9 protein-coding genes, 1 pseudogene and 1 other annotated feature are annotated in these 14,264 nt (G+C 62.6%); of the genes and pseudogenes, 3 read left to right on the top strand and 7 right to left on the bottom strand.

Translation table 11 applies throughout. The features are described 5' to 3' along the window. Positions 1–2: 2 nt before the first annotated feature. The 4 genes from kdpB to GGR44_RS05185 all read right to left on the bottom strand — a co-directional run bounded on the left by kdpB (position 3) and on the right by GGR44_RS05185 (position 4,361). Positions 3–2,000: a potassium-transporting ATPase subunit KdpB gene (kdpB, locus tag GGR44_RS05170; protein WP_183954835.1), complete on the bottom strand. Its 1,998-nt coding sequence runs from the start codon at positions 1,998–2,000 to the stop codon at positions 3–5. Between the two features lie 30 nt (positions 2,001–2,030). Continuing rightward, positions 2,031–3,734, bottom strand: coding sequence for a potassium-transporting ATPase subunit KdpA (kdpA, locus tag GGR44_RS05175; RefSeq protein ID WP_183954404.1), 1,704 nt, complete (start codon positions 3,732–3,734; stop codon positions 2,031–2,033). Positions 3,735–3,745: 11 nt separating this feature from the next. Then, complete coding sequence (locus GGR44_RS05180) at positions 3,746–3,835, bottom strand: potassium-transporting ATPase subunit F (protein ID WP_183954405.1); 90 nt, start codon at positions 3,833–3,835, stop codon at positions 3,746–3,748. A gap of 229 nt (positions 3,836–4,064) precedes the next feature. Next, positions 4,065–4,361 carry a hypothetical protein gene (locus GGR44_RS05185; RefSeq protein ID WP_183954406.1) on the bottom strand — a complete coding sequence of 99 codons (297 nt, stop codon included), beginning with the start codon at positions 4,359–4,361 and terminating at the stop codon, positions 4,065–4,067. Between the two features lie 139 nt (positions 4,362–4,500). On the opposite strand from GGR44_RS05185, the gene GGR44_RS05190 reads away from it, so the two are divergent. From GGR44_RS05190 to GGR44_RS05200, 3 genes and pseudogenes are all read left to right on the top strand, one after another. After that, positions 4,501–6,387, top strand: a complete 1,887-nt coding sequence (locus GGR44_RS05190) for a potassium transporter Kup (protein ID WP_183954407.1) — start codon at positions 4,501–4,503, stop codon at positions 6,385–6,387. Then, a complete protein-coding gene (locus GGR44_RS05195; protein WP_183954408.1) occupies positions 6,384–6,707 on the top strand; it encodes a hypothetical protein in 324 nt (107 codons plus the stop codon). The genes GGR44_RS05190 and GGR44_RS05195 overlap by 4 nt, the downstream gene beginning before the upstream one ends. Positions 6,708–6,719: 12 nt before the next feature. Then, positions 6,720–7,332: pseudogene (locus GGR44_RS05200) on the top strand (transposase). Further along, positions 7,001–7,117, top strand: a sequence feature (AL1L pseudoknot). (Overlaps the previous pseudogene by 117 nt.) A gap of 380 nt (positions 7,333–7,712) precedes the next feature. Here GGR44_RS05200 and GGR44_RS05205 read toward each other — a convergent pair. From GGR44_RS05205 to GGR44_RS05215, 3 genes are all read right to left on the bottom strand, one after another. After that, entirely contained in the window at positions 7,713–10,601 is a 2,889-nt protein-coding gene (locus tag GGR44_RS05205) for a M16 family metallopeptidase (protein WP_183954409.1), read from the bottom strand. Between the two features lie 88 nt (positions 10,602–10,689). Beyond that, entirely contained in the window at positions 10,690–11,895 is a 1,206-nt protein-coding gene (locus GGR44_RS05210; RefSeq protein ID WP_183954836.1) for a dipeptidase, read from the bottom strand. Between the two features lie 17 nt (positions 11,896–11,912). Further along, complete coding sequence (locus tag GGR44_RS05215) at positions 11,913–14,255, bottom strand: TonB-dependent receptor domain-containing protein (RefSeq protein ID WP_425511303.1); 2,343 nt, start codon at positions 14,253–14,255, stop codon at positions 11,913–11,915. Positions 14,256–14,264 lie beyond the last annotated feature (9 nt).

The following is a 14,264-nucleotide window of genomic DNA, read 5'->3' on the forward strand; positions in this document are numbered from 1 at the left end:
CCTCAGGCGAGATTAAGGCCGGCGACGGTAAGGTCGATCAGCTTGATGCCAACGAACGGCGCCACGAGGCCGCCAAGACCGTAGACGGCTAGATTGCGGGCCAGCAGCGGGCCTGCCCCCATCGGCTTGTAGGTGACACCCCTCAGAGCCAGCGGCACAAGGCATGGGATGATCAGGGCATTGAAGATGATCGCCGAGAGGATTGCGCTGTTGGGCGAAGCCAGATTCATCACGTTGAGCACTGCCAGGCCCGGATAAAGCACCACGAACATCGCAGGGATGATCGCGAAGTATTTGGCGACATCGTTGGCGACCGAGAATGTGGTCAGCGCGCCGCGCGTCATCAGCAGCTGCTTGCCGAGCCCGACGATCTCGATCAGCTTGGTCGGATCGCTGTCCAGATCGACCATGTTGCCCGCCTCGCGCGCAGCCTGAGTGCCAGTGTTCATCGCCACGCCGACATCGGCCTGCGCCAGTGCAGGCGCATCATTGGTGCCGTCGCCGCACATCGCGACCAGTTTGCCACCCTGTTGCTCCTTGCGGATCAGTGCCAACTTGTCCTCGGGCGTGGCCTCGGCGAGGAAATCGTCGACTCCGGCCTCGGCTGCGATCGCGGCTGCGGTGAGCGGGTTGTCGCCGGTTATCATCACGGTGCGGATGCCCATGCGGCGCAGTTCGGCAAAGCGTTCGCGCACGCCGGCCTTGATCACGTCCTTGAGCGCCACCGCGCCCAGCAGCTTGCCGTCGAGCGCAACTGCCAGCGGTGTCTGGCCTGAACGCGCTATTTCCTCGGTGATCCGGCGCATTTCCACCGCTTGCAGCGAGGATTCGGAGCCCGGGTTGGCTCTGAAGATCGCATCGACCGCGCCTTTCTGGATCAGGACGCTGTTCAGCTTCACGCCGGAAATGCGGGTCTGCGCGGAAAACGGGATGACCTCGGCGTGGTCGGGCAGGTCTCGCATGGCTATCCCGAACTTTTCGCGCGCCAGCGTGACGATCGAGCGGCCTTCGGGTGTCTCGTCGGCGAGGCTGGCGATCAACGCTGCCTTGGCGACTTCGTTCGCATCCACTCCGCTAAGCGCGACGAACTGGGCCGCCTGGCGGTCGCCGATGGTAATCGTGCCGGTCTTGTCGAGTAGCAGGACATCGACGTCGCCGGCAGCCTCCACCGCGCGCCCGGACTTGGCGAGCACGTTGAAGCGCACCAGGCGGTCCATGCCTGCAATCCCGATTGCCGAAAGCAGCGCGGCGATGGTGGTCGGGATTAGCGTGATCAGCAAGGCAGCCAGCACAGCCACCGGAATGCTTCCGCCCGCATAGCTGGCGAAGCCGGGAATGGTGGCAACCGCGATCAGGAAGATGATCGTCAGCCCGACCAGCAGGATCGTCAGCGCAATCTCATTGGGCGTCTTCTGCCGCTCCGCGCCTTCGACCAGTGCGATCATGCGATCGAGAAAGCCCTTGCCGGGTTCCTGCGTCACCCGCACCTTGATCGAGTCCGAGATCACCCGGGTGCCCGCAGTGACCGCCGAGCGGTCGCCCCCGGCTTCGCGGATGACTGGCGCACTCTCGCCGGTAATGGCGGATTCGTTGACCGAGGCGACGCCCTCGATCACTTCACCGTCGGCAGGGATCAGGTCGCCGGTCTGGACGAGCACGATCTCGCCCATTTTCAGTTGCGAGGCGGGAACGACCCTCCCATCCGGTAACTTCGCGCTGAGTTCGGACTTGGTCGCCCGGAGCGACGCCGCCTGGGCCCGCCCGCGGCCCTCGGCCAGTGCTTCGGCGAAAGTGCCGAACAGGACAGTCAGCCACAGCCATATAATCAGCTGCACCTGGAAGCTGACAGCGAGGCCGCTGCCGCCGATGACAAGCAGCAAGCTGAGCAGGAGCGCCACGACCGCAGTCGTGAACAGAACCGGATTGCGGATCAGTTCAGCCGGATTGAGCTTGCGAAAGGCGTCGCCGATCGCCGGAACGACCAGTTTGGCCGAGAACATGGATGATGTTGTGGTCACGGTTTTTCGCCTTCAGAAAAGCTGGCCATTGATCATCGCGAGATGATCGGCGATCGGGCCGAGCGCGAGGCTGGGAAGGAAGGTCAGCCCGCCGACGATCAGGATGATCGCGATCAGCAGACCGATCCACAGCGGACCGGTGGTGGGGAACGAACCGGCGCTTTCCGGCGTGTACTTCTTGGCCGCAAGGCTGCCGGCGATGGCCAGCACCGGCACGATCACGAAGAACCTTCCGATCCACATCGCTACCGAAAGCAGGCCATTGTAGAACGGGGTGCCAGCTGTCAGTCCCGCGAATGCAGAGCCATTGTTGCCGGTGCCCGAACTGAACGCGTAGAGGATCTCCGAAAAGCCATGCGGTCCCTTGTTGAGTGGACCTGCAAGCCCATCCGGCAGCACGGCACTGATGGCGGTGAAACCGAGGATGCACAGCGGCAGCACGGCAATCGCCAGCACCGCCAGCTTCACTTCCCGCGACTCGATCTTCTTGCCGACATATTCCGGCGTGCGGCCCACCATCAGCCCGGCGACGAACACCGCCAGCATCGCGAAGAGCAGGAAGCCATAGATGCCCGCTCCGACACCGCCGACGACAATCTCTCCAAGCTGCATGTTGAAAAGCGGGATCATGCCACCGAGCGGGGTAAAGCTGTCATGCATGGCGTTGACTGCGCCGCAGGAGGCTGCGGTGGTGATGACCGAGAACAGCGCGCTGGCCGCGATGCCGAAGCGGACTTCCTTGCCTTCCATATTGCCACCGGCGAGGCCCAGAGCATGGTGGATCGGATTGCCGGCGGCTTCCTGCCAATAGACTATGCTGACGCCGGCGAAGAAGATCACCATCATCGCCGAGAGGATTGCCCAGCCCTGGCGGGTGTTGCCGACCGCCTTGCCGAAGCACCAGGTCAGCCCGGCGCCGATCACAAAGATCGAGAGCATCTGCACCAGATTGGTCAGGGCCGTCGGATTCTCGAACGGATGGGCGGAATTGGCATTGAAGAAGCCGCCGCCGTTGGTTCCGAGCATCTTGATCGCTTCCTGGCTGGCGACAGGCCCGAGCACGATGGTCTGCTTGACCCCTTCAAGCGTTGTCGCATCCACCGACGAGGCAAAGGTCTGCGGCACGCCGCTAGCGATCAGGAAAAGCGCATAGACCAGGCAGATCGGCAGCAGGATGTAGAGCGTCACCCGCGTACAATCGGCCCAGAAATTGCCGATGCTCGCCATTTCGCGCCGCGCAAAGCCGCGGAACAGGGCGAAGGCGATCGCAATGCCTGTGGCGGCGGAGAGGAAGTTGTGGATCGTCAAACCCAGCATCTGGCTGAGGTCGGACAGCGCGACCTCCCCGGAATACCATTGCCAGTTGGTGTTGGTCGTAAAGCTGACCGCCGTATTCAGCGCCCCGTCCGCGCCAAGGCCGGGAAGTTCGCGTGGGTTCATCGGCAGGAACGCCTGCAGGCGCAGGATCGCATAGGTGAACAGCAACAGGACCAACTGGAACAGCAACATGTGCAACGCATAGCGGCGCCAGCTCTGCTCGGCATTGGGATCGATGCCGGCAAGCTTGTAGAAGCCGCGCTCGACCGGACCGAGCACAGGATGAAGCAAGGTTCGCCTGCCTTCGTAGACGGCGAAAAGCAACATCCCCATCGGCTTTGTCAGCGCGATAAGAATGCCGGTGAAGGCGAGGATCAGCGTCCAGCCCTGAATGGTCATGTCAGCCCCCCTTAGAAGCGTTCGGGCCGGACGAGCACGGCCACCAGATAGACGAGCAAGCCGAGTGCGGTGAAACCGGCAAGAGCGAGTGGTAAAGTCATCGCAACCCCCTCAGGCCTCGTCACAGAGGCGTACATAGGCGAGTGTCAGCAGGAACAGCCCGCCCAGCACCGCCAACCACATCAGATCGGTCATTGGTTTTTCCTCTTTCCGCCTCGAATTTGCCGACTTTGCAGAAGCTGGCCGCAAACTGCCGACTTGCACTGAACGGCTTCAATCGTTGGATTAACTGCATGATTTTGGGCGCCCATCTGGGGCGTGCGTAGCCGGTCATAGTGGTCCCTTGCCCGGAAAGTAGGCGCTATTGCGGGGGATTGGCACTTCCTCGAACAGGCCAGGGCCAAAGAGCGTGAAGGCAAGCCCGCTAGTCAAAGTCACGACGATAGCAGTGCAGATCGCGAACTCGCCAAGTGTCGCCTGATGCGGTGGTGGCGCGGTTACCATCCGGTGCGCAACAAGTGCGAGCCTGTAGCAACCGACGAGCAGCATGAGACCGATTGCGCGCAGAACAATTTCTGCCGCCCACCAGCGCTCACCCCGGCGCAGACGATCGAAATGAAGTGACATGGACAAACTCCCGCATTTCAAATGCGGTGTCCCATGTGCGCCACCCAGGCGTTAAGGTTCCACGGGGAATTCGGGCTTCGCCATAAAGATTTCGTAAAGTTCATGGCGTCCTCGCGCGCGCGCGAATAGGCGTGTCCGAATGAGTGAATCTGACACATCGCATGGCCATCCTGACAGCCTCCCGGTACTCGCGCTGGGCGCAATCGGGGTGGTATTCGGGGATATCGGAACTTCGCCGCTCTACGCGTTGAAGGAGAGCTTCATTGGCCACCATCCATTGGCGGTCGACAAGGCTCATATCTTTGGCGTGCTGTCGCTCGTGTTCTGGACGATGATGTTGGTGGTCACGATCAAGTACGTCTTCATCGTGCTGCGCGCGGACAACAAGGGCGAGGGTGGCAGTCTCGCGCTGTTGGCGCTCATCGAACGCAAGCTGGGGAATGCCGGACATCGTGGTGCGATGATCACCATGCTCGGTTTGGTCGCAACGTCCCTGTTCTATGGCGACGCTATCATCACGCCAGCAATTTCGGTGCTTTCGGCAGTGGAAGGGCTTACTGTCGTCAACGAGGATCTGGCGCGGTTCGTCCTGCCGATCTCGATTGCCATTCTCATCGGTCTCTTCGCTATCCAGAAGCACGGTACCGCGGCTGTTGGCCGCCTCTTCGGGCCGATAATTGTGGTCTACTTCCTGGTCCTCGCCGTGCTCGGCATCCGGGGCATCATGGCCGCGCCCGAGGTGCTGTGGGCACTTAGTCCGCATTATGCGGTAGCGTTCTTTGCGATTGATCCGGGGCTGGCATTCCTGGCGCTTGGTTCTGTGGTGCTCGCTGTGACCGGTGCCGAGGCCCTGTACGCCGATATGGGGCACTTTGGACGCAAGGCCATCATGGTTTCGTGGTTGTACGTCGCGTTCCCGTGCCTGATGCTCAACTACCTTGGGCAATCCGCACTCTTGCTAGTCAATCCGGATGCAGCCCAGAATCCGTTTTTTCTGATGGCACCGGAATGGGCGCGCCTGCCGCTCGTTTTCCTGGCTACGATGGCGACGATCATCGCGAGCCAGGCGGTCATCTCAGGCGCCTACTCGGTTTCTCGGCAGGCCGTGCAACTGGGGTTTCTGCCCCGCATCAAGATTTTGCACACCAGCGCAAAGGCATTCGGACAGATTTACGTTCCGCTGGTCAACTGGGGGCTGCTGGCCCTGGTCATCCTGCTCGTGATCGGGTTTGAGAGTTCCACCAACCTGGCTGCAGCCTACGGCATCGCCGTTACCGGCACGATGTTCATTACGGCTTGCATGGTTGGCGTGCTGACATTTGCGGTGTGGAAATGGCATCCGTTGCTTGCGTCGCTTGTGACGGGCGCTTTCCTGATCGTCGATGGCGCCTACTTCGCCTCGAATATGACCAAGATCCCCGACGGTGGATGGTTTCCGCTACTGGTGGCCCTGGTTACCTTCACGTTGCTTACGACTTGGGCAACGGGTAGGCGCCTGATGCGCGAGCGGCTCGAAGAGGGCGCCATGCCGATCGATGTCTTCCTGAATTCCGTGGGTGAGAAGGTCCGGCGCGTTTCCGGGAGCTCGGTTTTCCTCGCCTCGTCGAGCGAGGGCATTCCTCCGGCACTGCTCCACAACCTCAAGCACAATCACATCCTGCATGAGCGCGTCGCCATCCTGACCGTCATTACCGAAGGTGTACCGCACGTTGTTCCGGAAAACAGGCGGGAGGTCATGGATTTGGGGCACGGCTTCTTTCGGATCATGCTTCATTACGGCTTTATGGACGAAGTCGATATCCCGACCGAGCTGGCGCAGGAAAACAGAGCCGGCGGTCCATTCCGCCCCATGGACACCAGCTATTTCCTGGCTCGGCAGACGCTGATCGCCTCAACCCGCCCGGGAATGGCAATCTGGCGCGAGAAGCTGTTCGCCTGGATGGTTCGCAACGCCGAAAGCGCGATGGAGTTCTTCAAACTGCCGACAAACCGAGTGATCGAATTGGGCAGTCAGGTGGAGATTTGATCGAAGCGATCAACTTGGCGTCGCAAGATCATACGATTATGAACTGGGTTAGCGCTTCTCAGCGCACAATACGACCGACGGGCTGGATCTTCTCCGTCCCGAGAGGGATGATGAAAGACCTCTGCGACGCGCAGAGATATGAGATCACCCAACAGGCGGATGAGCAAATTTTCACCAATGCGCGGCAGGGCAACGAATTCAAACTTGCCACAGTCGCGTTCGTCATCGCCCTGGCCGATCACGATACCGGCTTCAATCACTTCCAGTCCCCAACTATCGGTCTGAAGCGCCCCGGCTTTTCCGGAGGCTCCCACTTGTGAGGCGGAGCTACGATGAGCGCTACGAGGAACAAGTTTTCGCCCGAGTTTCGTGACCGTGCGGTCCGGATAGTGGACGAGCATCGAGGGGACTACCCGTCGGAGTGGGCGGCGATGAAGTCGTTTCCCGGTAAGATCGGCTGCACAACCGAGACGCTACGCGGCTGGCGCCGCGACGAGGCGAGCCGACGAGCGGGGCCGGCGGCGCAGGCCGCTAATGACCGGGAACGGCTGAGGCTCCTTGAGCGCGAAGGGAAGGAACTGCGCCGGGCCAAAAAGATTTTGCGCAAGGCTTCCGCATATATTGCGATGGCGGGGCTCGACCGCCCCGGCAGATGATGATCGCGTTTATCGACGCCCATCGCGAGAATTTGGGGATCGAGCCGATCTGCCGCGAGCTGGCGATCGCCCCAACGCCTTGGCCGAGACGATCAACGGCCTTTACAAGGCCGAGGTCATCTGGCGGCAGCGGTCATGGCCAAGCGATTCGGCCGTGGAAATGGCAACGCTGCGCTGGGTCGATCGGTACAATAATCACCGGCTCTTCGGCTCTATCGGGCACAACCCGCCCGCTGAGGCCGAAGACAATTACTATGCAGCACTCGAGAACGTCGATATGGCTGCATAGTCCAATAAAAACTGCCTCCTGAAAAGCCGGGGCGCTTCAAACCTGCCCTGCTCGATCAGTCGCGCAGACCTAGAAGCTGCGCTTTGCCAGGTCGATCGACAGCATGTGTGCATTCGCCGGATGCTCCTCCTTCATACGCCGCCATGGCGCTACTGAGCATCATCCAATGCCAGATGAGGGGAGACATCGACCGCACCAGTTCAGCCGATCAGGCAAGATGTGCGGAGAGTCCAGCTTGGTCGAGCGAACCAATGTCCGCAATGCGACAAGCTCAACTTAAAAGCTGTCAGTCTCCTCCCCACCCCAAGGCCCGCCATCCAACCAATAGGGAATTTGTCCGCAATGCCCAACCCGAGCTTCGTTCCTGCCTCGATAAACCTTCACTTCGCCTCCACGCCCTCCGGCAACACCACCGCAGACCAGCTTTTACCCGGCGCAAGATATTTGGCGGCCAGACCCTGCAAATCGGCGGCGGAGACGTTCAGCAGGTCGCGGCCCATGGTCTGCATCGCCTCGACATAGCGTGGATCGCGCGTCGCCCCCTCCATCTGCTTCATCCAGAAGGCGTTGCCCGTCGACACCCGCGCCAGCAATTGCCGCATTGGCGCGATGGCGCGCTGCAATTCGTCGGGGCTCACCGGATTTTTGGCGAGATCGGCGGCGATGTCGCGCGCCACCTGATAGAAATAGGCGACACGGTCGGGCCGCAACTGGCTCGACACCAGCACATAGCCGCCCGCGTCATAACCAAACGGCCAGTTATTCTGCACCGTAGGCGAATAGGCCGCCCCCTCCGCCGAGCGCAACCGGTCGAACAGCCGGTCGTTGAATATCTGCGTCAGCATCTCGAGCTGGCGCGCATCCTTCATGCCCGCAAAGCCTGCGCCGGTGGGCCATGCCAGCACGGCGGCGGCCTGATCCTTGTCGCCCTTGTGGCGCAGCACGACCGGCGTGCTGACCGGCGCGGGGAAGCGCATCGTCCGGCTGGCGGCGGCGACCGCCCGTTCCTTGCGCGGGGGCAACGCGCCGAATGTTCCGGCCACAGCCTGCACCGCTTCTTCGGCATTCACATGGCCGAAAACTTCCACCTCGATGGGGCCGGATGCGAGGATCGGTTCCCATGTCGCGCGGAAAGCCTTTGGCGTCAGCGCATCAATCTCGGCTCGGCCTGGCGTGCGGAAACGGACATCCTTGTCGCGCAGCAGCCAATCCAGATCGCGCTGCATGACGCCGTCGGGCGAGCGCGACAGCGAATCGATCGCGGATGAAAGGCCCGCCTTGACCCGCGCCACCGGCGCAGGATCCCAACCCGGCGCGGCGAGCTTCGTCGCGAACAGGCGCAACTGGTCACGATAATCGGCGGGACGAGTCAGCGCGGTCATTTCGAACGCGTCTTCGTCTGTCTTGAAATCCAGTTCCATGCGCCGACCATTGGTCAACTGATCCAGCGCATCCTGCCCCAGGGTTCCTATGCCGCTCGCCATCAGCGCATAGCCCGCCGCCCAGCCGGGCGCCGGACGGGTGGGTGAAAAATCCTGCTGGCCATGGCCGAAGCGCACGGCGATCCGCACCTTTTCATTTTCGACGTCATTGGCGAACAGGATCAGCTTCACGCCATTGGCGAAGGCGATCTCCTCCATGCCCGGCAGGCCGACGGGCTTGCGCGAGACGATCGCGCCCGGCGCGCCCAATTTGGGGAGGTCGTCCATGGTCACAGCCCTGGCCAATTGACGCGCAGGGGCCGCGGCGGCGACCGGGGCGGCCAGCGCCGACGCCAGTTTCGATTCCGCGCCCGGATCGGCCGCGCCCGACACCAGCAGGGCGCGGAACACCCCGTCCGACAGCAGGCGCTTGGTCGAGGCGAGCAGGTTATCGGGCGTCATCATGGGCCGCGCGCCGCGATAGATGTCGAGCGCCGCCTGCGGGCTGACCACCGTTTCGCGAATGTCGACCGCGCTGACGAGGTCGCTCGCCTGGCTTGCCGCCGCTTCGGTGTCGGCATTTTCGACGCGGATGCCGAGCGCCGTGTCGAGCTGCGCATATTCGCGGTCGATTTCCGCCTGAGACGGCGGCGTCGTCACCGCGTCCTCGATGATCGCGCGCACATCCTTCAGCGCCGCTTCCCAATTGTCGCCCGTCGGCACGATGGAGACGAACGTGCCGTCGACCGACCGGCTGACATCCTGCTGCTCGGTCGACGCCTGAAGGAAGCTGCCGCCCGCGCGCGCCGCCTGTTCCAGCCTGCGATTGACGATCTGAAGCGCCAGCATGTCGGTCAGCTTCGCCTGATTATAGGCGATGGTGTCGGCGCGCGGTTTCCAGGGGCGCAGCCAGGCCATGGTGACGCCCTTGGATACGCCCGGCTCCACAAAGACGCGGGTCGCGGGCGCGGCGGCGGCGTCGGGCGCGCCGAAATCAGGCAGGGCCGCGCCTTTGCCGGGCGCCTGCCAATCGGAAAAATGGTCGCGGATCAGCTTTTCCGCGTCCGCCGGATCCATGTCGCCCGCAATCGAGATGACGGCGTTTTCGGGGCGATACCAGCGCTGGTGGAACGCCTCCATCTTCGCGGCGGTCACGGCGTTCAATGTTTCCGCCGTGCCGATGGGCGCATGATCGGCCATCGGTTGCCCCGCGAAGAACAATTTGCGGCTGGCGTCCGACAGGCGGAATTGCGGCCCTACCGATTCGCGCATTTCGGCCAGCACCACCGCCTGTTCCGCCTTCACGGCTTCGTCGACGATATTGGGATCGGCCATCATGCCCGCCAATATCTTCATGCTTTCATGCAGGCCATCGGGCGTCGCCTGTGGCAGGTCGAGCGCATAGGTGGTGCCGGTCGGCGTCGTCTGGGCATTGGAATCGCTGCCGAAGCTGACGCCCAGCCGTTGCCAGATGCGCTTGGATTCGCCATCGGGCACATAGCGCGAGCCCCGGAAGGTCAGATGCTCCATGAAATGGGCGTAGCCCAGCTCGTCGGGCCGCTCCATCAGCGAACCCGCGTCGATCCGCAGGCGGATGCTCACCTGACCCGGCGGCACGCCGTTGCGCCGAACCGCATAGCGCAGGCCGTTGGCGAGCGTCCCGAACCGCCAGGCCGGGTCGATCGGAACGTCGCTATTTTCATAAAGCCAGGGCCGCGCCTGTGGCGCGACATGCCCTGCCGGACTGGATTCCGCCGCGCGATCAGCGGCGGCGACGGGGCTGACCCCGCCGATCAGCAGGGACAGGACGAGGAGGGATGCGGAAAAGCGCCGGGAAAGGACAGTCATAGGCGGCGCAGCCTAGCGGCAGATTTATGAATGGCCACTGACAATCGCCGTCATCCCGCGACGGATGCCGTCCCCTTCCCTCTTCTCGTCACTTGGCCTTGCCGGCCTCCGCAGCCGCCAGCACGCGCAGCACATTGCCCGACCAGATTTTGGCCACGTCGCTTTCGGAGTAGCCCGCCTTCAGCAACGCCGCCGTGATCTTTGGCAGGTCGACCACATCCTCCATGCCGACCACGCCGCCGCCGCCATCCCAGTCCGCGCCGATGCCGACATGGTCGGGGCCGACGACCTTGAGCGCATGGAGCATGTGCGCCATGAAATCGTCGAAGGTCGGCCTGTCCGTTTCGGGATAGAGACGGTCGATCTCCTGCCGCTTCTTGAGCAGTTCGGCGCGCGTTTCGGCCGAAATCTTCGCCCCCTCGCGCATCTGCGCAAACAGCGCCATCATCGCCTTCTGCCGTTCGGGGTTGGGTTTGATGGCGCGCAGATAGGAACCATAGGCGTTCATCTGGATGACGCCGCCCTTGGCGGCCAGCGCCCTGAGATGGTCGTCGTCGATATTGCGGGGATGGTCATAGACCGCCTTGCATCCCGAATGGGACAGCAGGACCGGCGTGGTCGACAGCGCCAGCAGGTCGTCCAGCACCTGATCGCTGCTGTGCGACGCATCGGGCACAATGCCCAGGCGATTCATGTCCTTCAGCAATTCCTTGCCCAGCGGCGAAAGCCCGCCGAAGCGCGGCTTCTTCGATGGATCGGTGGAACTGTCCGCGAACTGGTTGTGCGCGAAATGGGCAAAGCCCACCAGCCGCACGCCCATGTCGTGGAAGGTCTTGAGCAGCGACACGTCTTCGCCCAGCGGATAGGCGTTTTCAATGGACATGTAGACGACGCGCCTGCCCGACGCGGCGATGGGCGCGGCATCCTTCGCCTCCAGCGCCAGCGCGAAATTGGCCGGGTCGGCCGCTACCATGTTGCGGATAGACAGGCCGCGCAGAATGGCGAAATCGCGCGCCTTGCGGAACCCCTCGACCGTCAGCGGCCCCTGGCTCGTGTAGATCGCCCAGAAGCCGCCATCGAGCCCGCCCTTCTTCATCCGGGGCAGGTCGACCTGGGTATAATCGTGCAGCACGTCATGCTCATCCTCGATCGACCAGCCGGGAAGGTCGAGCGAGGCGGGGGTGTCGAGATGGCTGTCGAGCGTCAGCAGCTTCTGGTGCAGCGCCATGTCCTTCTTCGACACGGCCTGCGCCCCGGCAATGCCGGGGAGCAGCGCGATCAACGCTGCCCCCATCCAATACGTCCGCACGATCAGATTTCTCCTGAAATGGTGAACTGGAAGGTGCGCGGGCTGAGCGGGCGGAAGAAGCCGTCGCCCGTCACCGAAGACGAGATGTAGGACAACGTATCCTTGTCGAACAGATTGTCGATGTTGAACCGCGCCTTGACGCCCTTGATCGGGCCGAAGGACAGGCCGTCGCCAATGTCGACATAGGCGCTGAACACGGTGAAGCCCGGAATGGCCGACGAAATTTGCGCACCTGTCGGATCACCTGGGTTTGGACGCAGGTTGGTGAAGCTGGAATAACGCTTGCTGGTATATTTGCCGGAGATGTTGGCGACCAGCCAGCTCGCCGGTTCGACGGTCACGCCGCCGCTGACGATCCACTTGGCGCTGTCGGGGATATATTTGCCGGCGATCAGGATCGGCGCGGCGGCCGCAATATCATCCTTGAACTTGGCGTTGTTATAGGTGACGTTAAGGTTGGAGTAGGCCAGCCCGTTGAGGAAGGACGGCTTGTAGGTGCCGCTGAATTCCACGCCATAGGACCGCACCCGCCCAACATTCTGGAAGAAGGTTTCGGTCGCCGCGCCGCCGCTGCCCGGCAGGATGGTGGTGATCGACTGGATGCGGTTCTTGAACTTGGTGTAGAAGCCCGCGAGGCTGGCATAGAGCTGCCCCTGATTGGTGCGGATGCCGATTTCCATATTCTGCGAGCGTTCCGGCGCTGGCTGGGGCACCAGCGCGCCGCCCGGACGGATGACGGAATAGATGTCGTCCATCCCCTTGGGCAGCGCCATGTTTTCCGCGTAGGAGGCGAACATCTGGGTGCGGCCGTCGAACTTGTAGAGCACACCCGCCATCGGCAGGAACATGTCGCGATATTGGGCGGTGTTGCGGCTTACCCCCCAGCCCGGCTGAGCCACGCCGCCCACGACGCGGTAATAATCGTCAAAGTCGCGATAGCCGTTGTAGAGATAATCGAGCATCAGCCCCTTGAACCCGAAGTCGAGCACCAGTTGCTCGTCGGCGAGCTTGAGCGTGTCCTTCAGAAAGACCTGAAGCGTGTCGCGCTTGGACCGATAGTCGCGGCGCAGATAGACGAGTTCATCGAGCAGCGGCGCGCCATCGGGCGCGCCGTCGACCGTGTTGTAACGGGCCTGGGTGCGGTGATATTTGTCGACCTCGGCCCACAGGCCCGCCTCGACCGTGTTGACGCCCATTTCCCAATGCAGCTTGCTGGTGATGCCATAGCGGTCGCCGCCCACGCCTGACCGGCCGAACTGGATGCCCTTGGGCGCGGTGACGGGCAGGCCAACGGCCACCTGGCCATTATAGCGGGTCAGCGAGTTGCCATAGGTGTCAGGCGACACGCCATAGCCGCCCTTGTCTTCCCAATAGAGGGTCGATTCCGCCCATACGCCTTCCGCAATGCCGGCATGGAAGGTCGCGCCATACAGCTTGTCCTTACGCACGTTGATGGCGAGGTTGTAGACCTGCGCATAATTGGGGTTGGAATAATAGATGTTTGGCGCGGTTGTGAGCGGCGCGAAATTGCCGAAGCCGGGCACGACCGTCGTGTTGGGGACGATGCCTATGTAGGCGTAGTCGCGACCGCAGCGACCCGCTGCATCGACATTGACGCAGTTATACTGGTTGCGAGTTATCGTCGGCGAGTCATAATCGAAGAAGTTGTTCGACACGAATTTGAAGCGCGCCCAACTGTCGCCGCCGAGGTTCGCATGGATCTGGCCTTCCCAATGTTCGCGGTCGACCGATCCGGGGCCGCGCCACAGATCGTTGTCGAGCTTGGTGCGGCTGACATAGGCGCGGAACGGGCCGACCTGCCCCGTGCTGGCGCGGATGAAGGTGCGCTTCATGTTGAAGTCGCCAAAGCTCTGGGAGACGAACAGCCCCATCCCGTCCTGCGGCGTGATGCTGTTATACTGCACCACCGGGCCGAGCGTCGAATAGCTGGGCAGCGACACGTCGCCCGCGCCGATGGCGGCCTCCACCACGCCCAGATTTTCATTGTCGACATAACGGAACACCGGGCTGCCGCCGAAGGCGTCGCTGCGGCCGGTGGGGATGCCGTCGACCACGAAGCCGATCTGGTCGAGGTTGAAGGCGCGGACCTGAACGCTGTTGCCGAACTCATAGAGGCCGAGCGCACCGTCGGTCTGGACGTTGAAGCCGGGCAACTGCTCCAGCATCTTGAGGCCCGAAATGCCCGATGGCGCCGACAGCAGCGCCTCGCGCGTGACGGCCACGACATTGCTCACCTTGTCCTCGCCGATCGCTTCGGACGATTGCGAGATGCGGCGGCCGGTCACGACGATATTCTCGTCGTCCGCGCCGGGCGCCTGCGCCATGGCGGGCGT

This window comes from Sphingobium fontiphilum (assembly GCF_014196635.1).
Classification (GTDB): Bacteria; Pseudomonadota; Alphaproteobacteria; order Sphingomonadales; family Sphingomonadaceae; genus Sphingobium; species Sphingobium fontiphilum.

What these genes read in the sequence shown, in the direction of transcription:
- kdpB (WP_183954835.1), bottom strand. Translation starts at nt 2,000, where the DNA reads ATGTTCTCGGCCAAACTGGTCGTTCCGGCGATCGGCGACGCCTTTCGC.
- kdpA (WP_183954404.1), bottom strand. Translation starts at nt 3,734, where the DNA reads ATGACCATTCAGGGCTGGACGCTGATCCTCGCCTTCACCGGCATTCTT.
- GGR44_RS05180 (WP_183954405.1), bottom strand. Translation starts at nt 3,835, where the DNA reads ATGACTTTACCACTCGCTCTTGCCGGTTTCACCGCACTCGGCTTGCTC.
- GGR44_RS05185 (WP_183954406.1), bottom strand. Translation starts at nt 4,361, where the DNA reads ATGTCACTTCATTTCGATCGTCTGCGCCGGGGTGAGCGCTGGTGGGCG.
- GGR44_RS05190 (WP_183954407.1), top strand. Translation starts at nt 4,501, where the DNA reads ATGAGTGAATCTGACACATCGCATGGCCATCCTGACAGCCTCCCGGTA.
- GGR44_RS05205 (WP_183954409.1), bottom strand. Translation starts at nt 10,601, where the DNA reads ATGACTGTCCTTTCCCGGCGCTTTTCCGCATCCCTCCTCGTCCTGTCC.
- GGR44_RS05210 (WP_183954836.1), bottom strand. Translation starts at nt 11,895, where the DNA reads ATGGGGGCAGCGTTGATCGCGCTGCTCCCCGGCATTGCCGGGGCGCAG.
- GGR44_RS05215 (WP_425511303.1), bottom strand. Translation starts at nt 14,255, where the DNA reads ATGGCGCAGGCGCCCGGCGCGGACGACGAGAATATCGTCGTGACCGGC.